The 26,581-nt window shown below is 65.6% G+C and carries 26 protein-coding genes, 1 tRNA gene and 1 pseudogene; 20 read left to right on the top strand and 8 right to left on the bottom strand.

Annotated elements, in window-relative coordinates; translation table 11 throughout:
* Positions 1-778 precede the first annotated feature (778 nt).
* Both ABZS66_RS35800 and ABZS66_RS35795 read left to right on the top strand, forming a co-directional pair.
* The gene (locus ABZS66_RS35800; protein WP_354765619.1) at positions 779-1,312 is read left to right on the top strand and encodes a hypothetical protein; all 534 of its coding nucleotides are present in this window, start codon (positions 779-781) and stop codon (positions 1,310-1,312) included.
* A gap of 400 nt (positions 1,313-1,712) precedes the next feature.
* Positions 1,713-3,134, top strand: a complete 1,422-nt coding sequence (locus ABZS66_RS35795; RefSeq protein WP_354765617.1) for a hypothetical protein — start codon at positions 1,713-1,715, stop codon at positions 3,132-3,134.
* An 88-nt stretch (positions 3,135-3,222) separates the two neighbouring features.
* On the opposite strand, the gene ABZS66_RS35790 is transcribed toward ABZS66_RS35795, so the two are convergent.
* Both ABZS66_RS35790 and ABZS66_RS35785 read right to left on the bottom strand, forming a co-directional pair.
* On the bottom strand, positions 3,223-3,900 hold the full coding sequence (locus ABZS66_RS35790) for a YdcF family protein (RefSeq protein ID WP_354765615.1): 678 nt from the start codon (positions 3,898-3,900) through the stop codon (positions 3,223-3,225).
* A gap of 34 nt (positions 3,901-3,934) precedes the next feature.
* Entirely contained in the window at positions 3,935-5,152 is a 1,218-nt protein-coding gene (locus tag ABZS66_RS35785) for a helix-turn-helix transcriptional regulator (RefSeq protein ID WP_354765613.1), read from the bottom strand.
* 127 nt (positions 5,153-5,279) lie between these two features.
* On the opposite strand from ABZS66_RS35785, the gene ABZS66_RS35780 reads away from it, so the two are divergent.
* The 12 genes from ABZS66_RS35780 (at position 5,280) to ABZS66_RS35725 (ending at position 13,581) form a co-directional block, all read left to right on the top strand.
* The gene (locus ABZS66_RS35780; RefSeq protein ID WP_354765611.1) at positions 5,280-5,462 is read left to right on the top strand and encodes a hypothetical protein; all 183 of its coding nucleotides are present in this window, start codon (positions 5,280-5,282) and stop codon (positions 5,460-5,462) included.
* A 103-nt stretch (positions 5,463-5,565) separates the two neighbouring features.
* Positions 5,566-5,952: a hypothetical protein gene (locus ABZS66_RS35775; RefSeq protein WP_354765609.1), complete on the top strand. Its 387-nt coding sequence runs from the start codon at positions 5,566-5,568 to the stop codon at positions 5,950-5,952.
* Positions 5,953-6,059: 107 nt separating this feature from the next.
* Complete coding sequence (locus ABZS66_RS35770) at positions 6,060-6,788, top strand: GntR family transcriptional regulator (RefSeq protein WP_354765607.1); 729 nt, start codon at positions 6,060-6,062, stop codon at positions 6,786-6,788.
* Positions 6,789-6,938: 150 nt separating this feature from the next.
* Complete coding sequence (locus tag ABZS66_RS35765) at positions 6,939-7,325, top strand: transcriptional regulator (RefSeq protein ID WP_354765605.1); 387 nt, start codon at positions 6,939-6,941, stop codon at positions 7,323-7,325.
* Positions 7,322-7,516 (top strand): hypothetical protein, encoded by a 195-nt coding sequence (locus tag ABZS66_RS35760; protein WP_354765603.1) that lies wholly within the window; start codon positions 7,322-7,324, stop codon positions 7,514-7,516. The genes ABZS66_RS35765 and ABZS66_RS35760 overlap by 4 nt, the downstream gene beginning before the upstream one ends.
* Before the next feature lie 312 nt (positions 7,517-7,828).
* Entirely contained in the window at positions 7,829-9,415 is a 1,587-nt protein-coding gene (locus tag ABZS66_RS35755; RefSeq protein WP_354765601.1) for an FtsK/SpoIIIE domain-containing protein, read from the top strand.
* A complete protein-coding gene (locus ABZS66_RS35750) occupies positions 9,412-9,648 on the top strand; it encodes a spread protein (protein WP_354765599.1) in 237 nt (78 codons plus the stop codon). The genes ABZS66_RS35755 and ABZS66_RS35750 overlap by 4 nt, the downstream gene beginning before the upstream one ends.
* Positions 9,648-10,175 carry a DUF2637 domain-containing protein gene (locus ABZS66_RS35745; protein ID WP_354765597.1) on the top strand — a complete coding sequence of 176 codons (528 nt, stop codon included), beginning with the start codon at positions 9,648-9,650 and terminating at the stop codon, positions 10,173-10,175. Before ABZS66_RS35750 ends, ABZS66_RS35745 begins: the two co-directional genes overlap by 1 nt.
* Positions 10,172-10,546 (top strand): hypothetical protein, encoded by a 375-nt coding sequence (locus ABZS66_RS35740; protein ID WP_354765595.1) that lies wholly within the window; start codon positions 10,172-10,174, stop codon positions 10,544-10,546. The genes ABZS66_RS35745 and ABZS66_RS35740 overlap by 4 nt, the downstream gene beginning before the upstream one ends.
* Entirely contained in the window at positions 10,543-12,210 is a 1,668-nt protein-coding gene (locus tag ABZS66_RS35735; protein ID WP_354765593.1) for a replication initiator, read from the top strand. Before ABZS66_RS35740 ends, ABZS66_RS35735 begins: the two co-directional genes overlap by 4 nt.
* A complete protein-coding gene (locus ABZS66_RS35730) occupies positions 12,203-12,415 on the top strand; it encodes a helix-turn-helix domain-containing protein (protein ID WP_354765591.1) in 213 nt (70 codons plus the stop codon). Before ABZS66_RS35735 ends, ABZS66_RS35730 begins: the two co-directional genes overlap by 8 nt.
* Entirely contained in the window at positions 12,415-13,581 is a 1,167-nt protein-coding gene (locus ABZS66_RS35725; RefSeq protein WP_354765589.1) for a site-specific integrase, read from the top strand. The genes ABZS66_RS35730 and ABZS66_RS35725 overlap by 1 nt, the downstream gene beginning before the upstream one ends.
* Positions 13,582-13,691: 110 nt before the next feature.
* On the opposite strand, the gene ABZS66_RS35720 is transcribed toward ABZS66_RS35725, so the two are convergent.
* Both ABZS66_RS35720 and ABZS66_RS35715 read right to left on the bottom strand, forming a co-directional pair.
* Positions 13,692-15,419: a hypothetical protein gene (locus tag ABZS66_RS35720; RefSeq protein WP_354765587.1), complete on the bottom strand. Its 1,728-nt coding sequence runs from the start codon at positions 15,417-15,419 to the stop codon at positions 13,692-13,694.
* A gap of 155 nt (positions 15,420-15,574) precedes the next feature.
* Positions 15,575-15,647: transfer RNA gene (locus tag ABZS66_RS35715), tRNA-Arg, on the bottom strand.
* A 959-nt stretch (positions 15,648-16,606) separates the two neighbouring features.
* Between ABZS66_RS35715 and ABZS66_RS35710 the strand changes: the two genes are divergently transcribed.
* Positions 16,607-18,691: a hypothetical protein gene (locus ABZS66_RS35710; RefSeq protein WP_354765585.1), complete on the top strand. Its 2,085-nt coding sequence runs from the start codon at positions 16,607-16,609 to the stop codon at positions 18,689-18,691.
* A gap of 300 nt (positions 18,692-18,991) precedes the next feature.
* The gene (locus ABZS66_RS35705) at positions 18,992-19,378 is read left to right on the top strand and encodes a hypothetical protein (protein WP_354765583.1); all 387 of its coding nucleotides are present in this window, start codon (positions 18,992-18,994) and stop codon (positions 19,376-19,378) included.
* A 510-nt stretch (positions 19,379-19,888) separates the two neighbouring features.
* Here ABZS66_RS35705 and ABZS66_RS35700 read toward each other — a convergent pair.
* Complete coding sequence (locus tag ABZS66_RS35700) at positions 19,889-20,716, bottom strand: abortive infection family protein (RefSeq protein ID WP_354765581.1); 828 nt, start codon at positions 20,714-20,716, stop codon at positions 19,889-19,891.
* A gap of 83 nt (positions 20,717-20,799) precedes the next feature.
* Here ABZS66_RS35700 and ABZS66_RS35695 point away from each other — a divergent pair.
* Positions 20,800-21,191: pseudogene (locus ABZS66_RS35695) on the top strand (recombinase family protein); the annotation flags it as partial.
* 43 nt (positions 21,192-21,234) lie between these two features.
* Here the strand turns inward: ABZS66_RS35695 and ABZS66_RS35690 are convergent.
* Together ABZS66_RS35690 and fxsT are read right to left on the bottom strand one after the other, a co-directional pair.
* On the bottom strand, positions 21,235-21,405 hold the full coding sequence (locus ABZS66_RS35690; protein ID WP_354765579.1) for a hypothetical protein: 171 nt from the start codon (positions 21,403-21,405) through the stop codon (positions 21,235-21,237).
* 85 nt (positions 21,406-21,490) lie between these two features.
* The gene (fxsT, locus tag ABZS66_RS35685) at positions 21,491-23,902 is read right to left on the bottom strand and encodes an FxSxx-COOH system tetratricopeptide repeat protein (RefSeq protein ID WP_354765577.1); all 2,412 of its coding nucleotides are present in this window, start codon (positions 23,900-23,902) and stop codon (positions 21,491-21,493) included.
* A gap of 1,060 nt (positions 23,903-24,962) precedes the next feature.
* Between fxsT and ABZS66_RS35680 the strand changes: the two genes are divergently transcribed.
* The gene (locus ABZS66_RS35680; protein ID WP_354765647.1) at positions 24,963-25,100 is read left to right on the top strand and encodes a hypothetical protein; all 138 of its coding nucleotides are present in this window, start codon (positions 24,963-24,965) and stop codon (positions 25,098-25,100) included.
* 79 nt (positions 25,101-25,179) lie between these two features.
* Here ABZS66_RS35680 and ABZS66_RS35675 read toward each other — a convergent pair whose 3' ends face one another.
* Positions 25,180-25,353, bottom strand: a complete 174-nt coding sequence (locus tag ABZS66_RS35675) for a hypothetical protein (protein WP_354765575.1) — start codon at positions 25,351-25,353, stop codon at positions 25,180-25,182.
* 86 nt (positions 25,354-25,439) lie between these two features.
* Here ABZS66_RS35675 and ABZS66_RS35670 point away from each other — a divergent pair, with 86 nt between their 5' ends.
* Together ABZS66_RS35670 and ABZS66_RS35665 are read left to right on the top strand one after the other, a co-directional pair.
* A complete protein-coding gene (locus tag ABZS66_RS35670; protein WP_354765573.1) occupies positions 25,440-25,616 on the top strand; it encodes a hypothetical protein in 177 nt (58 codons plus the stop codon).
* 126 nt (positions 25,617-25,742) lie between these two features.
* A partial coding sequence (locus ABZS66_RS35665) for a DUF262 domain-containing protein (RefSeq protein ID WP_354765571.1) occupies positions 25,743-26,581 on the top strand: 839 nt, incomplete at its 3' end.

Genomic DNA, 26,581 nt, shown 5'->3' with positions numbered 1-26,581 from the left:
GGATTCGAACCTGCGACACACGGTTTAGGAAATGTAGCTGATCAGCGGAAACGCGGCGCCTGACCTGGCCTGACCTGCGCCGGTGTCCCGCGTGCCCGTCCTCAAATTGACCGTGGTTGACCGCGGCTGACCACCCCATCGGGCACGTAGCGGGCACGCGGGTCAGGCCACCGGCGACGATGCTAGGAGACAACATGTAGCGCTCAAGGGTAAGCACCCACGGGGCTTGAACCCCTAAACCGAGAGCGGGTCTGAAGATCGCCCGAATGGGACGGATCACGCCCTTGAGCTGGGCGAGCGTTGTCATCGGTTGCGATCGTTTGGCAGCGCTCGCCAGCCTCATTTTTTACCGGATTTCTACCCGTTGATCTTGGTGTAGCTCCCGAGCCCCTCCGTATACCCGTCGTCCACCCTCGGGGGAACGGGCCGGCGCCGGGGCTGCCCCTGTGAGTACGGACGGCGACCTCCGCGACCACGCTTGGCGGCCCCGGCGCCGGCCCGTTGGCTTGCCTGGACGGCGGGTGTGCGGAGGGGCTCCCCACCGGAACCCAGAGACCCCCGGCTGGAGGCCCCGCCGGAGGCAAAGAGCGTGACTGCACGCGGAGTCGGCAGGGAGCGAAGCGACCGGTGTCCGCGGAACAACGGCATACAGCTCAACGAACCGGGGCCAAATGCGCCGACATACCACGTCGCGAGCCGTTGGCGGCCCTCAGGTGCGTCCGCGAGCCAGCGCCATAGGTAGTGGACATGACCCGAAAGACATTGGAAGACTTCCGCCATGACCCCGAACGCCTTCGTTCTTGCAAATCAGGGACCGAATGCTGCCGACTGGATTGCAGCCATCGGGCAAGCACTCGGCGCTCTATTTACCCTCGTAGCGGTAGTGGCTGCGTTATGGATCGCGCTCCGAGACCAACGCGACCGCCAAAGGGAGCAGAAAGATCAGGCGTTGGCACAGGCACGTCTCGTACGAGTTCGCGGGACTGGTGTACGGCCAGTCGAGGAAGATGGTCAAGGGCAACTGCACGAGCTCACGATCTACTTCACGAATCACAGTGATCGGCCGGTGCTCGACGTCTATGGGGAGGCTTGGCCAGCAGACAACGCCCTCGACGAGCCGCCGAGGTGGGCAGTGACGAGCGATGTCGTTCTGTCGGGGCAGGATTTGCCGTTGGTGATGAGGGTCAACGGCAACGTCGCACTCAGGGCGTGGCGGGCGCGATGGACCGATGCTGATGGCCGACAGTGGTGCGTCGACCGCCGAGGAGAGCCTCCGGTTCCCTTCAAGGGACAGCCTCCAAGAATGGACTGATCCGCCGGCATCAACGGACACGCTGCGCGGCCCGCCTGTGGCGTCCCGGCCGTGCGGGGTTACGGCGCCGGCGCGCAGCGACCGGCGCCGCCGCACGTCGAGCCGGGTGGCCGCGTGTGGGCTGCGCCGTAGGCGCCTTGATCCCAGTACAGCCAAATTCAGCAACGACGCACTTCCGTCCAGTACACCGTAGGCAGGTTCAGCTACCCGTCGCCACGCACCACAGTCGAGCACGGCCAGGTGTGCAGAGGCTTCAACATTCGCTTGGAGCCGCCAATTGATCAAGACAGTGTCCTGGCACAAGGTAACCGTTATGCGGTACCGCGGGAGGCGATATGGCTCTAACATCTTGTGCTGACACTCTGGACGGCTGCCGATTATCGACCATAAGGAGGTCGAGATGAACGATACACAGAAGATGGATATCAACGACAAGCCGTATCTCGACCGACTTGAAGCACTTGTAACCGCTCTGCTTGAGATGAATTTCGACGGAGCTGCCGGGATATGGCAGTTTGAACTAGACCTACTCGAGGTTCAAAGAGAAATTCAGGCCGCGATTACCCTCTGTAAACAGAAAATGCGGCGCCGGGAAGCCACCCTGGACCAGCTCAATTCCCTCCGTCAAGCACGGTGGCATGCGCGCCGACTGGGTGACGCGCTCGCCTGGGTGTTACTCGATAACGACCGGAAGATCATATTCTCCCTGTCGGAGAACGAATCGGTGTCAGTCCCGACCGACGAGCATGGCAATCGGGGAACCGTCGCGATTGCGCAGGGCTTGGCAGACCAAGGTTGGGGATTCCCCCTTCTGCATGACATTACTGATGTGCTGCGAGTCGGCGACGTTTCATTCGTTCGCTTCGACCGTCCTCCGACGACGGTCGAAGTCAAGACCCGACTGGTCGATGAGAATCCGATGCCCGACGGGAGGACTGCTGTCACATACCAAGTCACCGTCCTCGCGGCCGAGGGCCGGGAAAACATATCCTCGATAGTCGTCCCAAGTAACGAACAGCCGATAGGGTTCGTGCCGAATCCACGTGCTTTGCGGCAGTTGCAGCGGCTTGGACGCGCCAAGGCCCATCAAGAGTCCCAAGAAGGTGTCCTCAACACGGGCGGAGGTGACGAACGCCCATCCATCATCACAACGGTTATCAACAGACACCGTGGACATTGGGATCTCGTTAGTGAGATGATTAAGACTGCATACAGAACGGGATTCGCGAGTGCCGCGCCCGAGCCACCGTTTGTTTATGCCGCTTTCTATAACCAGAACGGAGTCTCGCCGGCAGACGTGACCAGCGCACCGCTGATAGAGGGCGTCAAGGATTCTCAATTCTTGATGAAAAGCGGGGGTAACAGCCTCTACATCACGTCCATTCCATCATCCCCGGAGCGGAGACCAGCGCTTTATTTGCCATACTTCCTGTATCCGATCCCCGTCGAGCAGATTGTGGACTTGCTCCACGGACGTCTCCTGCTGGTGGTATTCCACAATATGGGGCGCACGGCGGCGGCGTTGGCGACGGCGGGCGTCACGCTCGATATCCAGGACGGCCGCAAGGGCACGACTCGCGGCGCGATCACCTTGTCGGCGAATTTCGAGCACGATGACGGAAAGCAAAGATTTGAGTGGAACGGGTTTCACCATTACGTTGAGCAGGTAGTCAACGAGTTCGATAGCTCGGAACTTCTTATCGACATCGCCACGAAGTTGTGCGACGAAGCTGGCCGGAACTTCGGGAACGTACGCGCCCATTACGCAATGATTCGAGAATCAAGACAATCTGGATCAGTGGCACCTACTATTGAACCCTAGGCATACGGGTTCCACGCCTTCGTGCCGCGATGCTGGCGGCGCCGTGTGGCTGCGGTGAGCCGGGATTTACGCCCCACCTGTCGACCGCTCATATAAGACGGCTTACATATCCCGCAGCAACTAGGCGATCGTAGGCGAGCCTAACGTCTGCGGGTATCTCCTGCTCAACGGCAAAGCCCCTGTCTGCGTACACCCAGATTCTTTGTGTATCCCCGACTAGCATACTAACAACCTTGTGAATATCGCCGATGCTCACAGCATAGGCGTCTAGGTCCAATGCATTTGATGCACAGATGATGTCCAATTCAGGCCAAAGTTTCTTGCCTGTGGCATAGGCGCGGCGTTGTTGGTACGGACGGGACATGACGATCGCTGACCGCACGGCAAAACCTCGGGCGTCCAGAAGCTGACGCGTCAGCTCGAAGTTTTGCTGCGTGTTCGTCGCGGCCGGCTCGACCAACACCGCGTCGGCGAGGACGCCATGCTCGATGGCGTGTTCGGCGTAGTGAACGGCCTCGCCGCGCGGAAAGCGCTCGATCGTCGTGGGCGCGTTGGCGCCGGTGAAGACCAGCAGCGGGTACATGCCGCGGTGGTAGAGATCCGTAGCAACGATGGCGACGCCCAGGTCGTGACTGCCGAGCCCGATACCGACGTCACAAGGGCGGAGTTCGTGGTGCATGTTGTGGTAGTCCCACAGAGTCTCGACGTCCGCGCGGTGTTCATCTGGGATCGTGGTCGCTGCGGTGTTCGGCTCGGCATGCGTCACGTCCACACCCTAAACGGTGGGGAGCGACGCTGCTTTACTCCATGACGTCGAGCCGGCGGGCCAGGTCGACCAGCACCGTCGAGGGCTTGTTGCGCTGCTGCCGGATCCAGCTCAGGACCAGCTGCCGACTCATCCGGTGGTACTGCACCTGCTCCGGCGCCATCCGCTCCGCCTCAAGCAGCACGTTCAGCGCGTCGTCGACACGGTTCCAGGCGCTGTACGCGCGGGCGACCTCCAGCGAATGCCGTACCCGGCGTTCCATGGGCATGCCGGTGGTGTCGACATACGGGCCGAGGTCGATCGCGACCTGAACATCGCCGAGCTCGGCCGCGGTGGCGACGCGGTGGATGGCGACGTTGGTCGGGCCGAACGCCGTCCACAGGTGGTTGGCGTCCCCGCCGAGCCGGGTCGCGGCCTCATCGGCGGCCTGAAGGAACGTACGGGTGGTGATCGCGTCGTTGGCGCGGGCGGCGGCCATCGACCCGGCGAGGAATAGCGTGCCGTACACCGACAGCATCTCCGGCGACGGATCACCGAACTGAGGCTCCAGGTAGTTGGCAGCGTCGTTGGTGAGCTGCACGGCCTCCTTGAACCGGCCGGTCGCCTGAAGCGCGTGCGTCACCGACCGCAGGAGCGCGCAGGTAAGCACGGTGTCGCCGGCAGCCCGGGCGGCGCCGAGTCCGCGGTCGGCTGCGATCCACGCGAGGTCCGCCTCGCCGATCTTCGTCAGCTGCACTGTCGCCAGTTGGTACGCGAGGCTGAGCACCCGCCGCGCATCGTCGAGGTCGTGGCCGGTGTAGCTGTTGACGGCGGCCTCGGCGTGGGCGATGAGGCTCGGGAGCCGGCTCGTGACGTACGCGAACCGGGCCGCCTGGTAGGCGTCCCACAACGTCGCCAACTCCTGCTTGATCGCCGCGACCGACGGCGCCTCGACGGTGCTCGCCGAGGCGCCGAACGGAGTGACGTTGCGGTAGTTCATCAGGGCCGCGCGCAGGGCGGGCACCGTGCGGGTGCCGCTTTCGCCGGTCCACTGCATCAGCGACGGCTCGGCGACCAGGTCGGCGAGGGCGACGTCCAGCGCGTCGGCGAGCGACTTGATGACCGAGAGCCGGTCGAGGTCGATTCGGTTGTTCTCGACCTTGCTCAGCCAGTCGACCGTGCGGCCGACCAGGCCGGCCAGTACCTCCTGTGACATGCCCCGTCGGCGGCGGTACCACGCCACGCGCTCGCCGATGGTCAAGGTGTTCGTCATCCCACGCATGACGTAAGCGTCGCACCACCCCTCGTCTTGACCCCGGAACAATTTTCCGGGGTCAATGCGCGATCTGGATAGATGCTCGTTCCATGATTCGGGCGGCATGTGTCGGTGGTGGCCGGTGATGGACCGCGACCAGTCTTCTCCGTGCAGGTCATGCGAGGGGCGCGGCTGGAAGGTGACCAGTCGGCGGGAGCGGCTGAGCGCGGGTGAGATCGATGCGGTTCTCGCGGTTCGCGCCTGCACGGATTGCGGCGGTACCGCCATCGAAAGCGGCGAACCGCTGACCATCGCCGACGAATCGTGAAGGATGGGCGGCCCCTTGATGTCGGTAGCACCAAGGGACCGCGACCTATCGTCCCATCCCGCACCGGCGTGGTGCGGGTCAGGTTTCGCTGGAGGTCGCGAACATGGAAACGCAGGAACACGAAGCTGACGCTGAGCTGCAACTGGAGGTGGCTCTCGCGCTGCTGCCGCTACTCGGGCGATGCGCCGAGATCAACGGCGGCCGTGAGGTGCTGCGGCGGGGCAGTCGACTCGACGATGCCCAGGATCGGCGGGCGCTGGTCCGCGAGGTGGCGCAACAGTGGCTGGCGCTCGGTCCGTTCGAGCGGCGGCGGTACGCAGGGGATCGCTCGGCCGCGCTGGTGGAGTTCGCCGGGGACTATGTGGACGAGGTCGAGTCGAACGAGCCGGACGAGGGCGACTACCAGCAGTTCGGGTACGAGGCGGCGATGGAGATCGTCTGGCGGCGGCACGCGGAGTCGATCCGGCGGCGTGACGCGGGTCGGGAGTAGGGCGGCGTGGGGCGGATCTCGGCCGTACGGCCGAATCGACAGGTACCGCGTGCGCAGATAAGCTCTCGACAAGCTATGTTGTCGTCTTCGTGAACGGTGGTCGGTAGATGCCGATCGAGTACGCGCCGCCTAAGTACGTCGTGATCGTGAACGCGTTGCAGGCCCGGATCGAGGACGGGACGTACGCGTCGGGCGCGATGCTGCCGAGCGAGACGGCACTCATGAATGAGTTCGTCACCTCCCGGCCGACTGTCGTGCGGGCGCTGGAGATCCTGCGCCAGGACGGATGGATCGAGTCCCAGCAGGGCAAGGGCCGCTTCGTCCGCTCGAAGCCGGCCGAGCCGCGGTCGATGCCGGCACATGCGGCGACCCTCCTCGCCGACGAAACCGAGGGCCGGGTCCGCGTTGTCGACGTCGCGGAGATGCCAGCACCGGCGCGGGCTGCCTCGGCGCTCGACATCCGCGAGGGCTCCCCGGTCGTCGTTCGGCGGCGGCTGGTGAGCGTGGACGGGATGGGTCCGGTCGAGCTGGGCGCCGTGTACGTGCCCGTCGACCTAGCCGAGGGCACCGATATCGGCTCATCGGCACCGTTGAGCGGGGGGCTGTTGCAGCACCTCGCGACGCGGAAGGGTCTCCAATTCGGCCATGCCACGGAGCGAATCTCGGCGCGGCCGGCGACGCCTGATGAGCGGCAACTACTGGAGATCGACCGGGCGGACTGGGTGCTGACCGTGCTGTTCTCGGTTTACACGCGGGACGGTCTGCCGGCGTTCGCGCTGGATCTGGCGGTACCGCCGTCGCGCCATGAGTTCGAGGACTCCTTCCCGCTTACTTAGCGGGATGCCGCTTGTTGCTCTATCTGTGATCTTCGCTCTCTCGTATCGCCCTTAGTCACTTAACAAGGCAGGTTCCGGAGCTACAATCGAGCTACCTAACAAGTTAAGTTGTCGCCATGTTGAGCTGGCGGCACAGGACAAGGAGATGGTGTGGCTCTGAAGGGTGGGACGCGGTTCTCGGTGCGGTTCGAGGACGTGTTTCCGGCGGGCTGTGTGCTGGTGCCGGACTCGATCACCGAGGCGCACGACTACAACGAGGCGACCCGCACACGGACCCCGGCGGTGGACAAGGTGTCGGGACTGCGGGTGTGGCAGGTGCGGGTCATGGACATGGACCCGGACCTCGCGGGGCGGTCGCGCGAGGTCGCGGTGAAGATCTCCGCGGCGGTACAGCCGGTGCCGGACAGCGGGACGCCGTTCGCGCCGGTGGAGTTCGAGGGGATGACGGTCACGCCGTACGTCGGGCAGACCGGGCGGCTCACGTACTCCTACCGGGCGAGCGGGTTCCGCTCGACGACCACCAAGGCGGGCAAGTGACCGCTGCGCTGATCTCGGTCAACGTGCACCTGGCAGCAGAGACGGATCTTCAGGTACACCGCACGGCCGGCGGCCGGGTGTGGTTGGAGATCGGCCGGCCGGACGGGTCGGTCGCCCTCTTTTTCGACCGGGAGGGCCTGGCCCGGCTCGGTGATGCGGTCCGCCAGGCGACGGAGCTGCGGGCGGCCTGAACAACAACTGGTGCGGGGCGGTCTGTACGCCGTAGGAAGCCCAGACCGCCCCTGCTCCTCCCGAAACCCCTGCTGAGGCAAGGAAGGCGGGCTTCATCATGCCCAAATCCGGACCTCGTCGCCATGTCTGTGGCGGTCAACTGCTGCTCCTGATGCCCGTGGCGCGGGATGCGCGCGGGCGGTTCACCCGCTGGTTCACCGGCATGCCAGTCCAACTTCTCGCGTTCCGCCGCGATGCCCGCGGCCGGTTCGCGGCGTTGGCGGTGGCCCGGTGAGCGGCGGACTCGTGATGAATCCCTGGGGAGGGTCGTAGTGAAGAACAACGCTCCGCTGGTCAACTTCCGCCGGCTGTCGATCCCGACGCCGTGGTGGCTGGTCATGTGGGTCGTCATCCCGTACCTGCTCTGGAAAGCAATGCGGGCGCTCGTGAAGCTGCTGCCGGTCATCGGCCGCAACTGGCGCTCGCTCGCGCTCGCCATCGGCGCTTCCTGGCTATGGCACCGCCACGGCTGGATCTGGCTCGTCCTGGTCCTCGTCGTCGCGGCCGGGCTCGGCGGGCTGTGGTGGTGGCGCTGGCGCCGCTCCTGCGAACGGTTCATCGTCCTGCCGCTGCTGGCGTGGTGGCGGCGGCTGTTCGTCTACGCGCTGCACTGGCGGGAGGCGATGACCGTCTGCCGGCTCGCCGAACGCTTCGACGGCCGGCTGATCGTGCCCAAGCTCCTGCGAGTCCGGTGCACCTTCGCTGCCGACGAGATCTTGCTGCGGATGCCGCGGGGACAGAATCCGGAGCTGTACCACAGGGCGGCGGCGAACCTGGCGTATTCGTTCGACGCCCGGGTCTGCCGCGTCTACTCCGGCCGGCGGACCAACCCACCCGCGCGGTCCGGGCGGTGGGCGCCGCTGCTGCGAGTCGTGGATCGGGTGCGGTTCCAGGACCGGCCTCGGCTGGTGTGGCTGGTGTTCCTCCGCCGCGATCCGCTGCGCCGCATCGTGCCCGCGTTCCCGGTGCCCGATGAGCCAGACCTGACAGCGCTGCCCCTCGCGGTCCGGGAAGACCTGGAGACGTTCCGGCTGCGGCTGCTCGCGACACACCTGCTGATCGTCGGCGCGACGCGGGCCGGGAAGGGCTCGGTGCAGTGGTCGCTAATCCGCGCGCTGGCCAGCGGGGTCCGGTCGGGGCTGGTGCGGCTGTGGGGCATCGACGGCAAGGGCGGCGTCGAGCTGTCGATCGGCCGGGAGCTGTTCAGCCGGTACGAGTACACCGACGCCGCGCCGATGGTCGCGATGCTCGACGAGCTCGTCGGCATCATGCGGGCTCGGCAGGACCGGATGCAGGGCAACATCCGCGTCCACACGCCGACCCTGGATGAGCCGCTGTACGTCCTGGTCGTCGACGAATTGCTGGCCCTGGTGGCGCTGCTGCTCGACGTCGAGCTGCGCAACCGGGCGCGGGCCGCGCTCGCGCTGCTGCTGACGCAGGGCGCCGGGCTCGGGGTGCTCGTTGTGGCCTCGACGCAGGACCCGCGCAAGGAGGTCGTCGAGCTGCGCGACTTCTTCCCAACCCGCATCGCGATGCGCCTCAACGAACCCAACCAGGTCGACCTGGTCCTCGGCGACGGCGCCCGCAACCGGGGCGCACTCGCCGACCAGATCCCGGCCGACCCGTCCATGCGCGGAGTCGGGTACGTCGTCCTCGACGACCGGCCGGAGCCGGCCCGGGTGCGGTTCGCCTACGTCACCGACGACGAGATCCGCGCCATGGCCCAGACCTACGCCACACCGCCGTTCCCGGAGCCGGTTCGGAAGCCGACCGCAGTGCCTCACAGGCGGGCGGTGTACCGGCCGGGACCACTGCTGCCGGACAGCCTGACCGACTTCCTGGACGGTGAGGCGGCATGAGCCGACGCTTCTACCGCCTCCGCGCACCGGACGTCCAGCACGGCACCTCGGCGGTCACCGTGCGGGTCACCGAGGGCGAAGACCTGTACCTCGCGGTCGGTGCCGGCCGCCGCCGGATGTACCTCACCCCGGCCGAAGCGTGGGCACTGTGGCGCTGCCTCTCGGAAGCGGTCGCCTCCACCGGCACGCCGCCCGAGTGGATCCGGGTACCGATCACTCCGAAGGGCCGCTGATGAACGGACGAATCTGGGCCTACGTCGGGACCGCTGTCGGTGGCGTCGCGTCGCTGGCCGCGAACATCGCCCATTGCTACGTCCCGCCGGCCGGTGCCCCGGCGGGCTGGAGCCCGGAGTTCGGCGCCGTGGTCAGTGCGACGTTCTGGCCGGTGGCGCTGTTCATCGCGGTCGAGATCCTGGCTCGTACCGTGTGGCCGGCGGGCGGCTGGTGGAAGCTGGCCCGGTTCGGTGGGCTGCTGCCGGTTGCTCTCGTCGCTGCGGTGGTGTCGTACCGGCACCTGTCCGGGCTGATCACGTACTACGGCGAGGACCGGCTGACCGCGATCGCTGGCCCGGCGGCCGTCGACGGACTCATGATCATGGCCGCTGCGGCGCTGCTCGCCTCCGGGAAGCACCGCGAGCCCGCACCTGCCGGGCCGCCGGCTGCTGAGCCCGCGCAGCCTGCGCCCGCCTTGGCGGCCGTGCCCTTCACCGAACGTCCGCGCGCCGTCAACGGCGCCATCCCCTCCGGAGTCGTGCGATGACCACCCACCTGCAACCCGTCGAACGTCACCTCATCGGCTCGGCGGCCGACCTGTGCGCGATGCTGCGCTCGGAGCACGCCCGCGGCCACCTCGTCCGCTGGAGCACCCCGGTCCACCGTCCCGACGACCGCTACGCCATCACGATCACGGTCCTGGAACCGCCATCCCGCCGTGCGATCCGCGGTCGCCGGATACGGCTCACGGCGTGGACGCTCACGGCGCTCACGCTCGCCGGGGTCGGCGTCCTGCTCGTGCACTGGGTGCTCACGCACCTGCTGGTCGCCGCTGCCGTCTCGGCCGTCGCCCTGGCCGCGGTCGCCGCGACGGCCCGCGGCAACGATGGCCACTGCCGGGGGTGCGGCCACCGTTGACTATCACCGCCGAACCCCTCCCGGGCCTGGCCGGCGAACCCCGGCCAGGCTCCCGGGCCGCTCGCCGGCTGCTGCCCCTGGCGGCCGATGTGGTCAAGGACATGGCGTCCGAGTACGGCGTCTGCCTCCGGCCGGTCGGGCTGCGCCGCACCGACCTCACCACCGGGCAAACCGAGATCATCGACGTGCCCTGCGGCGCCACCCGCGAAGACAAGTGCCCACCGTGCGCGCAGCGTGCCCGGCGGCTGCGCAAGACCCAGATCCGGGAGGGCTGGCACCGCGCCGACGAACCCGCACCGGCTCCGCGGCCGGCGACCGAGGAGCATCGGGCGCTGATTAGCCTGCGGGCGCATCTCGAGTACTTCCGGGACCAGGCCGTCCGCGAGTCGAAATGGGACCAGGTCGGCGAGGTTGACGACGCCACCCGCGAAGTTGAGGAGGCGATCGCGGCGGAGGGGCTGCGGGGCACGGTCGCCCCTTCGCACGACAAGCCGGTCGAGCCGAAGCGACAGCGGTCCACGAAGCGGCGCCAGGACGCCCCGGCGCTGCCCCGGCAGAAGGTCCAGCCGCGCACGGTCGGGCGGGTGTACACGGCGCCGGACGGCAGCGAGTATCGGCCGTCGATGTGGCTGACCGTCACCCTCGACTCCTACGGCCCCGTACGACCCGACGGCTCACCCGTCGACCCGACCACCTACGACTACCGTCGGGCCGCCTGGGACGCGATCACCTTCCCGCGCCTGCTGGACCGGTTCTGGCAGAACCTGCGCCGCTGCGTCGGCTGGAACGTCCAGTACGCCGGCTGCGTCGAGCCACAACGCCGACTCGCACCGCACGCGCACTTCGCGATCCGCGGCACCATCCCCCGCACCGTCCTCCGCGAGGTCGCTGCCGCCACCTACCACCAGGTCTGGTGGCCCACCGTCGGCGAACCCGGCCGGGCGCCGCTGTGGGACCAGGAGGGCGAAGCGTGGTGCGACGGCGAGACCGGTCGGCCGCTGCCGACGTGGGACCAAGCGCTCGACGCGATCGGGGACGAGCCGGCGCACGTGATCCGGTTCGGCAGCCAGATCCGCGCGGAAGGCGTCAACGCCGGGGACAAGGACGCCGAACGCACCATCGGCTACATCACCAAGTACATCACCAAGTCCGCCGCCGACTGCCACGCCGTGACCACCGACCGGCAGCGCGACCACCTGGAGCGCTTCTGGCGACAGCTGCGGGTCACACCGTGCTCGGAACGGTGCGCGAACTGGCTGCTCTACGGCATCCAGCCGAAGAAGGCCCACGGCAAGCTACGGCCGGGCAACTGCAAAGGCCGCGTCCACCAACGCTCCACCCTCGGCATCGGCGGCCGGCGCATCCTCGTCTCGCGGGACTGGTCCGGTAAGACGCTGGCCGACCACCGGTACGACGCCCGTGCCTGGGTCCGCGCGCTGCTCGGCGGCGACGACCAGGCCCCGACGGTCGAAGAAGGGCCGGCGCCGGTCGCATGGGAGTTGGCCCGCCCGAACGATCCCGACATGCCGCCGATGCGGCACCGCCTGCTGCGCGCACTCGCCCAGCGCATCCAGTGGCGCAACGCGCTCAACGCCGCCAAAGACCGGGCGGCGCAACACGCAGACGCAAACGACAGCAACGGGGAGGAGTCGCCGAGTGGTTGACCGGCTGTTGAACGTGGCTCAGGTAGCCGAACAGCTCGGGACGAAGGAACGGTTCGTGCGTCGCCTGATAGCGGAACGCCGGATCGCGTACGTGAAGGTCGGCACCCATGTCCGCATCCAGCAGAGCGTGCTGACCGACTACATCAGACAGTCCACAGTGGAGGCGATCGACATGCACTGGCACGGCAACGGAATGGTGGCCTGATGGCAGAGAAACGGCGTCGATTCGGGCGCGTTCGGCAACTGCCGTCCGGACAGTGGCAGGCACGGTACAAAGGGCCGGACGGCAAGGACCACCCGGCGCCGACAACGTTCGCGACCGAACGGCTCGCCGAGAAGTATCTCAGTGTCGTCGAGGGCGACATCGCTCAAGGGCGGTGGATCTCGCCGACCGCCGGGAAGACGACGGTCGCCGAGTGGGCCGACCGCTGGTACCGCTCGGCGATGTCGCGCTGGAAGCCCAAGACGCGGGAGAGCTACCGCTCGGTCCTTGACCGGCTCATCGGGCCACACCTCGGCCGGGTGAAGCTCTCCGCACTCAAGCCGATCATGGTGTCGAACTGGGTCGGCAAGCTCTCCGAGGAGGTGTCGGCGTCCCAGGTACGGCAGGCGTACCGCCTCCTGTCCCAGGTCATGACCTCGGCGGTCAACAACGACATGATCCCGGTGACGCCTTGTCGCGGCGTCCGGCTGCCCCGGTTGCCCGAAGCGGACCCGCGGATCCTGACGGTCGAGCAGGTCAACAGGCTTTCGGCAATCTGCGAGCCGGTCGACCGCGTGCTCGTGCTGCTGCTCGCCTACGGCGGGCTCCGCATCGGGGAAGCGCTCGCGCTGCGCCGCAGGCACCTTGACGTCGAGAACGGGCGGGTCGTCGTCGCGGAGGCGGTGACCCAGCTCGTCGGCGGCCCGGTGATCGGCACGCCCAAGTCACACCAGCGGCGGGCGCTGACCCTGCCGACCTTCGTCGTCGAACTCGTCGGGGAACTGCTCGGCAACCTGCCCGAGGGTGGCGACGTGTTCCTCTTCGGCGGCCGGCAGAGGCACACTCAAGATCGACAGCAGAGCTACCACGGCTTCCGCCGGCGGTTCCGGGTCGCGGTCACCGCCGCCGGCCTCGGCGACGTCACCCCGCACGACCTGCGGGCCACCCACGCGAGCTGGGTCGCCGACTCGCACGGCGTCCTGGTCGCGGCCCGCCGGCTCGGGCACGCCAACGCCAGCGTCACGACCAGGCACTATGCCCGCGCGATGGACGGGGCCGACGACCATGTGGCGATGCACCTCGACGAGGTGGCTCGCGATGCTTCCGTGGCGCGGCAGCAACGAAAGGACGATGAGAGGGTGCCCAACCGCCAAGCCGATGGAAATTGACAATTGGTCTGCTTGGAGATAATGCCAGTCCGGTGTACATAGCAATGTGGACCGCTTTGCATCGCTGGCGAATGTATTTAAGTCTCAAACGACTGCTGTGACGGCAGTCTTTACAGTAAGGCCCACCATGATTGAACCAAATCCCACAGTTTGTTGGTAGTTTGCTGACCCAGCATCGTGACCACAAGAGTTACCACAGCCACGAACAAAGAAACTAGCGCTACGTAGACCGCATATCTCTGAAGCTTGAAAGCATCAATGGACGAACCGAGCGCGGAAACAGTGGCGAGAATGTTGCGGTAGTCGGCGTCCGCTGCGGCAATTTCCCTGGCGGATGCTACTTGTTGCCTCTTCAATTCTTCGTTGACGTTGATCGGCTCAGTCGGTGGGAGGCCGTCCTTCTGTTCCAATGCAACTAAGTCGGGGGCAAGCCGCCGAACGAAAATGGCTGCCTCGCGATCGAGAATGCTTTCGCCGTTTTCGGTAAGGTCCCTGGCGATGCTGCTGGCATCCAGGCTGGTTGCGAGAAATGTGGACCTCAGTTTCTCCAAATCCTTTCGCCGATACTTTCCCTGGCCCTTGCGGGCGCTATCTCTCAAGGATGCTTGTTGCTCGTGCTTCATTTGGAGATAATCCGAGATTGCGAGGCTGGCAAGATATGCACGAACTGAGTCATCGCAGAATCCGGCAATGGCGGCCAATTCGTCCCATTGGCCTCCGTAGGCGTACAGAACCTTACCCATCCCGCTTCTAACCTGATCCCTTTGGCCCCAGAGCGTACGCACGTTCTTCCCCTTGAGCGCAGGCACGAGGTCCTCGCGTGTTGCCTCAAGGAACAGACCTGGAAGTTGAGATGAAGTGACCTCGTATGGAGAGTGAATAATCCCCAGTGCGCGAAGTGCGTCGTGGTGCTCCCTGGTCAACGCTCTGTTGGCAGGATCCAATTTCTCTACGAGAAGCAGATCCAATAGCGGTTGTGACGTTTGGGTATGGGCGAACGCGCCGGCACAATTACTTGCCATCCATTCGCGCGCTAGGTCATGCAGCCGACGCCGACTAGACTGCGTTTGATCAAGGCCGTGCCAAAGCCTACTCTGGACCTCGGGCATCGCGCGGCGGCGCCATTTGAAGCGCGGTTTGTGCTCAGCGTGCCAGATTCGGTCAACCGAAAACTGGCCTTCGCGACTGAGGTGAAAAGTAGCGGTGACAATGGTCATACTTCGAGACGCCTGGAATGCCACCAGATCGATCTTATCGAACTCTCGGGGAAGCGGCATTCGTTGCGCGTCTGGCTCTATGCTTGCGGATGTCTCGTTCGCGATTGTACCCAAGCCGAACCAAATCCAACCCGATCCTCGCCGGGATTGATCGAGCATGGAACGATTTGCTTCCCGGATCCCGTATCGGCGCCTGGGCCGGTCCCAGTCGTTCTTGGCAGTCGCTGCCGCCAGATAATGTGATTCGCTTGGAGGAAAGCATTCGGCCACCCATATACTTGGGACGCAAACGGCCTCGCTTGGTGGCACCAACAGATTGTGCGACGGGTCGCTTCGATTCCAAGTCTTGGCTCGTTGGTAGTCGTTAAAAAGGGAGAAGAAGTGTGCCGCGAAGCCTAGCTGCTCGCGAATCTTGCGAGGCAGTTTGCGACCGATTCTTGATCGCGCCGCTCGTATCAAGAATCTATAAGGTATGTCGTACCAGCGCCACGCCTCGCCTACTCCTGGCACCAGTTTGTAAGCCTCGTCCAGATTGGGCGAGAACGGCAGTTTAGGAGTGGGGCCTTCCGTTACGTCGGGATCGAGGGGAGGATCTTCAAGTCCGTCCTTGCTTGCAGTCATGCGTCCCTCCTCGACACGGCGCCTGGTCCGCGCAGACGGTCCGCGCTGCGGACGTCCGTCGGGTCAGGGTGCAGCGGGCACGCAGCGGGCACGCAGCGGGCACACGAGATCCGACACGACGCCCCTGGAAGTGCTGATCAAGGCCATGGCCTGGGTGCCCCCGGCAGGATTCGAACCTGCGACACACGGTTTAGGAAACCGTTGCTCTATCCCCTGAGCTACGAGGGCGCGAGGTCCCAGGTTACCTGCCAGCGGATACCAACGGGTGACAGGGCATCCCATCGAGTACCAACGGCTGACGGCGGCGATCCCGGCGACCGGTGGAGCACACATGGAGCACAAGGAGCCGCGTCGACGGGGCCGGTGTCAACCAGTACCGGACAGTGTCAACCGGTACCAAGCGGTGCCATCGACTCACCGAGCACTTTCCGAGCACAGCAGAGATCAGCCTAACGCCCACCCGCCGGTGTGGACAGCGCATATGGCTGGCCAGCCGATGCACGGTTGGCGGACTCGGCCATGGCATGGTCGATGCGGGGTCGCGTCGAGCGGTGGATGTCCAACTCGACGAGTAACGGTCCCCGCCTGATCTCCGCTGGTCGCTCCGGCCGTCTGGAAGATCGTCCAGCTCATGTGCCCTCAACGTCGCAGCGCTTGACCCCCTGCCATGTGGTCCGGCCAGTGAAGGCGTGATTGTGAATCATGCGTACGCACACCGGCGCCTGCGCAGGGCATACCCCCGGTGCATCCGGCTCGTAGTAGGCAGCGCCCGCTGCCGGCCTTGAGCGGTTATCAACGACGACCGGCGACTCCATCTGCCGACGGTGACCGGCGCGGCGAATGCCTGGATGAGGGACGGACCGGCGTCGCCTTGACCCGCGTCCGTGGGCCTTGGCGACCAGGGACGCGCCCACGACGTCGGTGACGTCCCGCAGCGGGAAGGCAGCCAGCAGGGACAGCTGCAGCGTCCTGCATGCCTCCATAGCTTCTTTATGAAGGCGTTGGTCCACCTGCTACTGACATCGAGTTGAGACCCGGTTGGGGTGATGGGCACTGTGCTGTTCTGTCATACCCAAGACGAGGGAGGTGTTGAACGTGGAGAACTGGGCGGAAATCCATCGCCTTCATCAGGCTGCGGGATGTAAGACCTGTCCTGACAGCTGGGCGTCGGCCTAGCATCGGGAACCATGACGCGCGGTGAGCGAGACTGGGAACCCTGCGACGCCGAAGCCGATGGTTCCGGTCCCCTCGCCGGCCTCGACGCACTCGTGGATTCCTTCGGCGCCGGACACCGCAACGATGATCCTGTCGCGGTACTGCGCGAGCTTGTGAAGCGTCCGGAGAATGACGACGTGCTGGCCGACGCGCTCGCGCGGTGCTGGGCACTGTTACGGGAGAAGGTGACGGCGGAACATGGCGGGGGCCAACGAGGGATCGACGAGACGGCCGCTTGGACGTTCCGCAGGCACGACGACGATACGTTCCTTCATTGGCTAGCGCTGACACTCGCCGCTGACGTGGTCCGGCCCACTCGAGCCGATCAGCTCAGATACCTTCTGGACCTGGCAGGCGCCGACCCCTACGCGCTGCGGCACATCTTCGCTCCGTCGGTAGCTGACAGAGTGGGAACCAACGAGGATCAGCCACTGTGGGACTGGAAGAGGGTGCTGGTGAGGGCCCGGGACGCGCTCGATGACTCCAGACCGCGCCCTTGGAGCGACGCCGCCGGCCGCGACCTAGCACGTCGAGCGATGGCGAGCGTCTCTACGTCCGGCTTCCTGGACGCGGTCAGGCGAATCCGAGGCGTTGACCTGAGCCTCCTGCCGCATGTGGCGGAACTCGACCGGGACCTGGCGTTCGAATTGGGAAGCCATCACTTGGTCATCCGCGAGCAAGAGATCCCAGCGGTGACATTGCGTGGCTTCTCCATGTCTCCCGACGTCATGGAGGCCCTCCGCTTGGTTTCCGTCGACCTCCTTGACATGCGCCCGATTGAAGTTGGCAAGATCATCGGATTTCAGGTCCAGACACAAGGCCTGCCCCGGACACCCGGGTCAGTTGCTGCTGTACTCGGCCGGTCCGAAGCGGAGGTGAGCGATCGCCTTGTCACCGCAGTCGCGCTGCTATGGGCTGATCTCCGCCAGCTCGTCCAGTACGAGAACCCCCGGCTAGAGCGATGGAAGAGCCAGGACCAGATCCGTGGCGTGCTCGCCCATTTGACCGAGCATGCGTCTCGGTGGCCCGAGGCATGGGCGATAAGTGTCCGCGACATCCTCCGCGACGTGGACGCGCTCGGTCGGCACTGCACGGACCTGCTCGCGTACGCCGCCGGCGACGACCGCGTCCGGGCAGCGATCACCGCTGCGTCCAGCGATCCCGATGTTGCCGTCGGCGACCGGGCCCGCGGCATTGATGCGCTCATCGGCGGCACCGGTTCACCGGGTGAGGCATTCCGTCAGTGGGTCGCCAGCACTGCCGCCCAAGCCTTCGACGGAACGACGATGTCCCCCCGACCGCTGTCCTCGATGTCCCGGACGTGGCTCGGTTCATTGGACCTTGAGGACACTCTGGCGAACACCCTGCGCGACGCTCTATGGAGGTTCGGCGACTGGGTGCGGACGCAGGGTGCTGCACAGGAGGAGACCGGGACCGGAACGCTACTCACCCGGATCGAAGCGGCGTTCGAGGAGGCACGGCTGCGTCTCACCGCCGGCGGCCGCACCGCAGTGGCGCGGCAGGTGTCGGTCAGTCACCGCCATACCACCAAGACAGAAGAGCAGCAATGGGGATGTGACCTCGCCCTCCTGCTCGATGTCGAACTTCCCGGCTGGATGCGGCTCCACTCAGCCGCACTGGTTCAGGTGAAAAAGTCTGAAGCCATCAGGGAACGAGCCACCGCCTCAGCACGGCCGCCCCATGAGCGGTGGAAGATCGACCTGGGGCAGCTTCAGGATCTCCTGGAGATGTCGGAGGCGTCCTTCTACTGGCTCCTCATGAGCAGCGGGGAGGCCCTCTGCGTCCGCGCGCTCTGGATCCACGGGCAAGTGGCTGGCCACGGTGCGCTCGACACCGACCAAGGCACCCATACGATCGGATATGAGCACATGCGCCATGCTTCCGTGACCCTCGACCAGTTCCTTCCCGAGCTGTTCCTGGGGACATGGGTGGGGGACGCACGGGACGCGACGCTGGAGTTTGCTCGCGGGACTACAGGAATCGCGCCGCGGCACCTGTTCGAGATCAGCGTTCGCCTCGCTGACCAGCGCGGATGACGCCCGCACGGCAAGAGCTGACATCCGCGGGGGCACGACCATGATCCTGACCTGCCGACATAATCCCAGGTAGGGCCACACTGTCCACGGCGACGTGCCGCGCACACCTCGCGCAAGGACTCTCTGGTTGTGCCCGCCGCTGGCGGAACGCCCATTGGCAGCTTCGGCGACGCGTTGATCGACGACAGTGCCCCCGCCAAAGACGTGTCCGTGCAGTTCAGGCGGCGTGTTGGTACTCGTGGAGGATGCCGCCGAGGCCGTCGTGTCGTCGGATGTCGAGGTGGCGGATTGTCCGGGTCGGTGATCGGCGGCGGCAACGGACGCGACGGTCGCGCGTTCGCGATGCCTTGGTGCGGGCGGTGGCCGTTTTTAAAACGACTCGAACTCGCGCAGGGCGTGCAACGGATGTTGCTGGTTCCAGATGAGGGTCCGGTCCAGCAGTTCACGGCGGCAGGTCTGCACCCACCGCTCGATGATCGAGTTCAATGGCCCGACAAGGACAACGTGTGGAAGCGCACGATCCTCAGCGCGGCCATCGAGCGCATCGAGATCTCCCGGCACCCCGCCGGCTTGGCCACCAACCACACGCCCCGCCGGGTCGAGTCCGACCGGGACTTCGAGACCCGGTTCGAGCGCCACCGGGCCGAGGTTCTCCGCCAACGGGTGAACGTGCAGTGGTGGGCCTAGGTTGTAAGGTTCCCGACCCGAACAAAAGTTCGAAGCACCACACCTGGGGAAACTACTCAGGGTAGCACTCGAGCCGCTCATCGACATCTTGTGCCGGGGACTCCTCGACTCAGTCGGACCAGAAGCCACGAGCCGCATAATCGCCGCCCTGGTGGAACGACTCAACGATGAAATCGGCAGTCGCGTGTTCGCGGCCCACATCCAATCGGCGGGGAGGTAGCCGCGACACAGGAACGACAAATTCAGTCTGGCGCCGCCGGGCCGCCCTTACGAGCGCGACGCGATGGTAGAGCTGATCTTGGCCCTGGACGCTGACCAGATCCGCGGAACCCACCACAGCACGTCGTTAGCCCCGCAGGGCTTGCGCCCGGCCGCCGCCGGGAGCCTCTCGGTGTTGCAGGGGAAACGGCGGACTGCGCACCTTCGGCGAACCGTTGACGGGACTTGTTGTGTGGAACGTCCAGGCCGGCCATTAGCGCCGGCATCTGGGTCGGTGACCTGCGCCGCCCCTCACTCTTCTGTTCTGTCCTGCTCCTCCATGGTCTCCAGCACAAAGGCGCACCAGGCGACGGCGACGCGGGCAGCTAGGCGGCCGTGCCGCAGCTCCAGCCCGGTCGGCGGCGCCAGAGGGCCATGGCCATCGCCAGCCTCGTTACGCAGTTCGCCTACGTGGTTTGCGATGGCGGCCGCCTTGGAGACGATGTCCCTGACCGGGCGGCGCTCCTCGTTCGCAGGGTGCGCGTCCAGCGCTTGCAGGGCTGCGGTAATCAGAGCGGGCAGAGTGGCGGATCTGGGCACTTCCTGGCCCCGGGCGTCCAGCACGACCTTTGCCGTTGACTCGACAAGGTTCTTCGCTGCGCCTATGGCCTGACCCGGATCGGAGCCAAGGGCACGTTCCAGGCGTACAAGTTGTTGCCGAACCGCGGCGGGTTCGCGTACTGCGCGATCCGCGGTGTCACCAAGCTGATGCAGTTGTGCCTCGGGATCTCCAGCGGTTCTGTCGTCGATGCGCTTCCGGAGCTGTTCCCGAACCTGCGATAGGCGTTCGTTGACATAAGCATCCCGCTTGGCGTAGCTCCCGTGCTGCTTCGCGCTCCCGTGCCAGCTTGCCAAGGAGGGCCAGACTACGAATGGCGACCTTAACCCGAGGCGCCGCAGATCGGCGTCGAGATTCTTGACGCTGCGTTGGTACTCTCGTTCGAAGCGCTGCCAAGAGTCGTCACCGTACGCCCGCCCGGTTTGGACCAGGAGGGCAGCCATGCGGTCCACCCGTTCCAGCAGGTCCTCTGGGTCGGGTGGCTCGGATTCCGACCACCACTCCTCATCGTCCGCCGTCATCAGCTCAGTCTGTCAGCTCTGCGCTGTACGCCCTCGGCGGGGATCCCGCCGAGGTGGTGTGGGCCCAGCGGGCAGGTATCTGCCACACCGGGCAGGGCTGGAACGTCGGCAAGCCGCCGTACGGGTACCTCGCCGAGCGACACAAGCCCCCGTGCCCGCGAAGCAGGCGCAGTGCAAGCACAAGGCCAAGCTGGAGATCGGCCAGTCCGCAATCTCACCGTGGTGCAGATGTTCGCCTGGCGCATCGACGAGTGCCTGTCGTACCGGCCATCGCCGAGCGGCTTAACACGGACCTCGACCGGTACCCGCACCGCAGCCGGTCGACCCGGAACGTGCGGTCGGCCGGTGGACCGGCTCCGCCGTGCGGGAGATCCTGTTCAACCCGAAGCACACCGGACACATGGTGTGGAACCGGCGGTCCACGAAGGACAAGCTCCACCCAGGCAAGAACAACCCCCGCGAGGAGTGGATCGTCATATTTGGGCTGCGGAAGGCGAACCAAATTTCGCGCGTGTGCCCTACAGCAGCGGGTCAACCCTCGGGTGCCGGTGCGCGAGGTGATTCTGCAACTCGGCGTGGTGGAACTGGTGCACGGGGCCGACGGCACGCAGCCGCCCCAACCGGTGCGCGTCGTCCAAGAGCGCCATGACGTTCATGTAGGAGCGGCTGTCGCCTTTGCGTGCCACCATGTCGGTACCCGGTAACCCACCACACCCTCGGCTGACTCAGCTCGACACGAGTCACGAACAGACCGACGTCGGCCTGCCATAGACATCACTTTTTGACCAGCACTGCGAGCAACTGCGCGATCTTCAGCGTCTGCGGATGCCCCGGCCCAAGGGCGCGAAGGGCAGTCCTGTGTGTCTGTTCGGCCAAGTCCAAAGCCTGGTCAGAGCGTCCGCCGAGGTGGTAAGCGCAGGCAAGGTTAATCGCCGAGATCAGAGTCTGCGGGTGATGTTCGCCGAGGATTCGGCGACGGTCGACCAGGGTACGCTCGCCCAGCGGGATGGCGAGGTCCAGTTGCCCGGCTACCCCATACGCATCGGCGAGATTGCTCGCGGACTGCAGAGTGTCCGGGTGGTCGTCGCCAAGCACCCGGCGGCGTGCCTCAAGCGTTTTCTCGTTCAACGGGACGGCACGACGCAGATTGCCAACCTTGCTATACGTGTCGGCGAGGTCGCTGGCGGAGGTCAAGGTATCAGGATGGTCCTCACCAAGGACGCGAAGACGGTCGGCATAAGTTCGCCGGTAAAGCTGGAAGGCTCGCCATGTATCCCCGGCGGACTCCAAGACACCAGCTAGGTCGTTTGCCGAGGTGAGCGTGGCCGGATGCTCGTCGCCAAGCACCCGGCGACGAGCATCTAGTGTCTTCTCGTAGAGGGCCAGGGCCCGTTCCAGTTCATTTGCCTTGGCAAAGGTCCAGGCTAGATTGTTTTGGACACTCAGGGTATCGGGGTGGTCATCGCCGAGGACACGTCTGGTGTCGGTGACAATCTGTTCCAGCAGGTCGATCGTACGGTTAAGGTCACCTTTGTCCTCGTACGTGGCGGCAAGGTTACTGGCGACGAGCAGCGTCGTGGGGTGATCGTCACCGTGAAGCCGACGGCTGTCGACGAGGGTCGGCTCGAGCAGTGCGATTGCCCGCCTGAGGTCACCCGCCTTCCGATAGGCCGCGGCGAGGTTGTTGGCAGCGATCACGGTGTTCCGATGGTCGTTACCGGCAATCCGTACAGTGTCAGCGAGAATCCGCTCGTGCAGCGAAACGGCGCGCTTCAGATTGCCCGCAGACAGGTAGGCATTGGCGAGCAGAGTCTGGGCGCTCAGTGCGCCCTGATCATCATAGTCCTCGTCGCCTGACAGGGCAGCCACGCCTCGTTCGAGGTGTCGGATGGCGTCCTGAACGGCGCCCTGTCCGTTCAGGAAGGCTCCAAGCTGGGTAAGCAGGACGCCCGTGAGTCCGTCGGTGGGCTCAGGAGAATGTCGGGCGAAGGCGTCGAGGTGGGCGAGCAGAGCACGGTACGCCGGCCAGGTGGCAGGATCATGTCTGTCGGTAGGCAGAGCGGCGATGAGGGCACGGGCGGCGAAATCACGTGCCTTCTCGATGTCGTCTGCTTGGCGGTGCGGATCGTCCGGATCGGCTGTGCGAGCGATAGCTTGCACCAGCCGATGCAGGGTCAAGGTCCCGGTGTCGAGGTCGGTGGTAAGCATGTTGTACGCGGCGAGTCGACCGATCGCCTGGGCAACGGCCGGTGGTTCGGCCATCCCATCAAGCAATGTCCGGGGAATCGCTTGGGACGAATACCAAGCCAGTATCCGCAGCGTGTGAGCGGTCAGGGGCTCTTCGGCGAGCCGATTAAGGGTGACCCGCCAGATCCGGGCGATGGTCCGTTCGGCGTCTTGTCCCTCACCGGCTGCTGAATACATGGCCGCGGGGTAGGCGGCGAGCATTGATAAGTATTCACGGGGGGTAACACCGGCCTGCGCCATGAAGCTTGCGGCCTGTTCGATTGCGAGTGGAAGGCATCCCAGCTCGACACAAACCTTGGCGATGCCAGGTAGGTCTGGCTTGCTCGAGTGATCCTTTAGAGTGGCGACGACCACCTGCACCGCTTCATCGAGGCTCAGCACGTCCAGGCGGATGGTGGCAGCGATGCCGGCCCAGCCGGTGGCCCGACGACTGGTAACGACGAAGTGGCCACTTGGCACACGCGCAAGCAATCCGGTGATGTCAGCAGGGTCGGTGACGTTGTCGAGAACCAGCAGCCATCCTTGATGACAGGACAGCCATTGCACGGCGCGCTCGCGGAGCGCCTCGAACGGCAACAGCCCGCCCAATTCTGGCTGTAGTGCCACCGCAAAGCGGACGAGGCCCACGTCGATCGCCGCCGGAGTGTCGGCCGTTATCCACCAGACCGGGTTGAAGTAGCCCGTTCGGTCCGCAGCCCAGCGGGCGGCTAGAGTGCTCTTCCCTATCCCACCGAGGCCATGGACCGCCTGGACTACCGGTCCGCCAGGTTCCGCCAGGTGCGCATCAAGAAGACTCAGCGACTCACCGCGACCGACGAAGATCCCCGGACGTACCGGAACGTTTACCAATGCTTGGGGAGCGTCGACCCGAGATGGCGGCAGCATCGCGGCGGCGGGTAACACCACGGCCTGCCCTGCCCGCACCTGCACGTTAGTCACGCCGGAACCGGTCGAGACTATTCCGTCGAGATCACCACCGATCGCAACCGAGTGCGCGCCAACCGCCTTTACCGACGACCGCGCCTCGCCTGTAGCCGGCGGTTCTGGGTCCCGGCGCTGCTTCCAATGCCTCACCGTTGCTGATCGAGTGTAGAGCTGTCGCCAGTAGAAGCGATCCCGCCGACATCGCCGCCTACTGCGATCGACCGTGCGCCGGTGGCCTGCACGGACGGACCCGGCTCCGACCTGGTCCCGTGATCGACGCCTCCGCCACCGGGACGCGCCATCAACAATGCTAGGACCGCGACAACGAAGCTGGCGACTCCGGCCAACCAGCTGGCCACCTCGATACCCCGGACGCCGAACAGTGCAGCGGCCGCCGCCAAACCGAACGCCGCGACGCCTCCGATAGCGAAAATCGTCCAACGCCGCGAAAGTCCCATAGGCCCATGGTGCCATCCGCACACCAACTTCGCAGCCGTGCTTTCGAGTGCAACTTCGACATTCCAACGGCCTCCGGAGCGACTGCTGGTCGCTGGTCGTTGTTGCCCCCGGGAGATCGCAGCCAGCACCGGCTCTGACAGTCACGAGATTGATCCGCCGCGGAACACCAGCAGGCGCACGCCAGGGTCCATTCGGTCAGGTGGCAGCGCGGAAGCGTTCCTGCGCGTCCGATGAGTGACCCTTTCGGCAGTCCGGAGCTGGTCGGTAAGGGTGTCGGCGCGCCGCTATGCGCTTGTTGGTGGGCGGCCTGTACCTGGGTGCTGCTGGCCGATGTCACCATGGCGTGTGCGGTGACACGATGATGAAGCCAACGAATGCGCCGGAGCTGACGATCGAGGACACGACGCCCTTTCGAATCCGGCCTTATGCAGCGTGCGTAGCAACTCGATCCGCACCTCGGACTGTGCCACCTGCAGGGTGTTGCGTGCCCTGCCCCGCCGGCCCGCGGCGCACGGGGCGGAGACCTGGATGTCGCGGCGCGGGTCGAGACCGAAGTCGGCGGGGATCCGGGCGCAGGCGACGTCTCGTCGTCACCCCTTACCAGGGAACGCCCGGCGTGACCATCGGCCCCCATGCGGCGCGCACCGTCCTCGGAACCAATCGCCTGTACTGCGCCATCGCCGCCAACCGCGCCTCGAACAGCGCCCGCACGCCGCTGTCGGATCGCAGCAGTCCCAGCGCGTGTCCGGCGTGACCAGGCACGAACCCGTTGCCGCCTTCCTCCGTGGCCAAGAGCGGCCCAACCGCGCGGTCCCCTTCCGGGGTCGGCCTGCTCACGCATCCGTCGGCTGATCGATGGCTGCCTCGTAGAAGGCGTCCGCGAGTGCCATGATGACGGCGCTGATGCCGGGGCCGTCGCTGAAGAGATAGTCGGCCATGGTGTTGTGGGCCTCCTGGTTGTCGACGACCGCCTCGGTGACCGCCGCTTGGAAGTCCTGCGATTCCATGAACTGCTGTCAACCACCCGCGTCGGCACGCTGTAGCAGCCTTCTGGTGGCTTACCGCCCTCCCCGGCCTACACCGGGAGAGCCATTTGTTCGAGCCCCGGCGCACCACCGCCGGCTACACGATCATCGACGGCAAGCCGCATACCGCCGCCGGCCGCTGCGCCATCGCCCTGACAAGCACACCGTCCAGGTCCTGCGCGCGCATCGCCGCCGCCAACTCGCCTACCGTGAGCGCCGGCGCGCCGCGCGACTTCTTCCGTTGACGCGAGCGGCGGCGAGTCCGAGCGGATCGACGGTTTGCCGCTAAGATCCCACCGAAGCTTTCTGAGTCGTCTGCACGCGCTGCTCCGCCGGCACAGCTCTCAACGGTTCATAAGGCAGGTCGCTACATGCCAAGCAACTTCACCGCTGACCCATCGACGCTTCGTCAGCTGATCCTGCAGCCGGGGCAGGGGTTCTACGTTCCTGCCTACCAGCGTGACTTCACCTGGGGCACGGACGAGATCAGTCGCCTGTTCGAGGATCTGGAGCAGGGGATTACGAGGGCCGCGCAGGGGAAGACGCCCTCGACGTTCCTGGGCTCGGTGATCCTCGTCAGCGACAGGGACAGCGTCATGCCAAAGCGCGTGGACGCGCTCCCGACGACGGTGCTCCAGGTTGTCGACGGCCAGCAGCGGCTTTCGACGTTCCTCACCGTGTTCGTGGTCCTGTCGAGGTTCGTTTCTGTTGAGATGCGATGGCTCCAAGAGCAGATCGACGGCGGATCTACGGACCCGCTCGACATCTGGTTGCGGAACACGCTGGGCGAGCGGCGCGACGAACTCCTCGATGCAATCGCTTTCAAGACCTTTTCAGGCGCGGACGAGTTCAACATGAAGCCCCGGCTTATTCGACAAGTGAGTGACGTCTGGGGCAATGACGCGACTCATGCCGCCTATGAAAGCGACATCGCGTGGCTGCTGATGGAGGCGACTCGCTTTCGGCTTCAGGACCAGCAACATGTCACGATACCGACACCCTCGGCCCGACCGCACCTGGAGCTGGTGCTCCGAGTGATCGCCGAGCACCTGGATGATCTGCGAACCGGCGCGGAGGGGGTGGATTGTGATGTCCTCACGGAGCTTCAATTCCTAACAGACATCGGCATGGCGAAGGCGCTCATCGGGTCCAGCTCAGACCCCGTGGTAAGCCCAGATGCGCTGGATGACCATCGGAAATCAGCCGCGCG

The organism is Dactylosporangium sp. NPDC005572 (assembly GCF_040605515.1).
Lineage (GTDB): Bacteria > Actinomycetota > Actinomycetes > Mycobacteriales > Micromonosporaceae > Dactylosporangium.
The sequence above is the reverse complement of the archived record's forward strand: the minus strand, read 5'-3'. Positions and strand labels throughout refer to the sequence as shown.

Excerpts from the sequence above, each read along its gene's own strand:
- ABZS66_RS35800 (WP_354765619.1), top strand. The coding sequence starts at position 779 with ATGACCCCGAACGCCTTCGTTCTTGCAAATCAGGGACCGAATGCTGCC.
- ABZS66_RS35795 (WP_354765617.1), top strand. The coding sequence starts at position 1,713 with ATGAACGATACACAGAAGATGGATATCAACGACAAGCCGTATCTCGAC.
- ABZS66_RS35785 (WP_354765613.1), bottom strand. The coding sequence starts at position 5,152 with ATGACGAACACCTTGACCATCGGCGAGCGCGTGGCGTGGTACCGCCGC.
- ABZS66_RS35780 (WP_354765611.1), top strand. The coding sequence starts at position 5,280 with ATGGACCGCGACCAGTCTTCTCCGTGCAGGTCATGCGAGGGGCGCGGC.
- ABZS66_RS35775 (WP_354765609.1), top strand. The coding sequence starts at position 5,566 with ATGGAAACGCAGGAACACGAAGCTGACGCTGAGCTGCAACTGGAGGTG.
- ABZS66_RS35770 (WP_354765607.1), top strand. The coding sequence starts at position 6,060 with ATGCCGATCGAGTACGCGCCGCCTAAGTACGTCGTGATCGTGAACGCG.
- ABZS66_RS35750 (WP_354765599.1), top strand. The coding sequence starts at position 9,412 with ATGAGCCGACGCTTCTACCGCCTCCGCGCACCGGACGTCCAGCACGGC.
- ABZS66_RS35745 (WP_354765597.1), top strand. The coding sequence starts at position 9,648 with ATGAACGGACGAATCTGGGCCTACGTCGGGACCGCTGTCGGTGGCGTC.
- ABZS66_RS35740 (WP_354765595.1), top strand. The coding sequence starts at position 10,172 with ATGACCACCCACCTGCAACCCGTCGAACGTCACCTCATCGGCTCGGCG.
- ABZS66_RS35725 (WP_354765589.1), top strand. The coding sequence starts at position 12,415 with ATGGCAGAGAAACGGCGTCGATTCGGGCGCGTTCGGCAACTGCCGTCC.
- ABZS66_RS35720 (WP_354765587.1), bottom strand. The coding sequence starts at position 15,419 with ATGACTGCAAGCAAGGACGGACTTGAAGATCCTCCCCTCGATCCCGAC.
- ABZS66_RS35710 (WP_354765585.1), top strand. The coding sequence starts at position 16,607 with ATGACGCGCGGTGAGCGAGACTGGGAACCCTGCGACGCCGAAGCCGAT.
- ABZS66_RS35700 (WP_354765581.1), bottom strand. The coding sequence starts at position 20,716 with ATGACGGCGGACGATGAGGAGTGGTGGTCGGAATCCGAGCCACCCGAC.
- ABZS66_RS35690 (WP_354765579.1), bottom strand. The coding sequence starts at position 21,405 with ATGGTGGCACGCAAAGGCGACAGCCGCTCCTACATGAACGTCATGGCG.
- ABZS66_RS35675 (WP_354765575.1), bottom strand. The coding sequence starts at position 25,353 with ATGGAATCGCAGGACTTCCAAGCGGCGGTCACCGAGGCGGTCGTCGAC.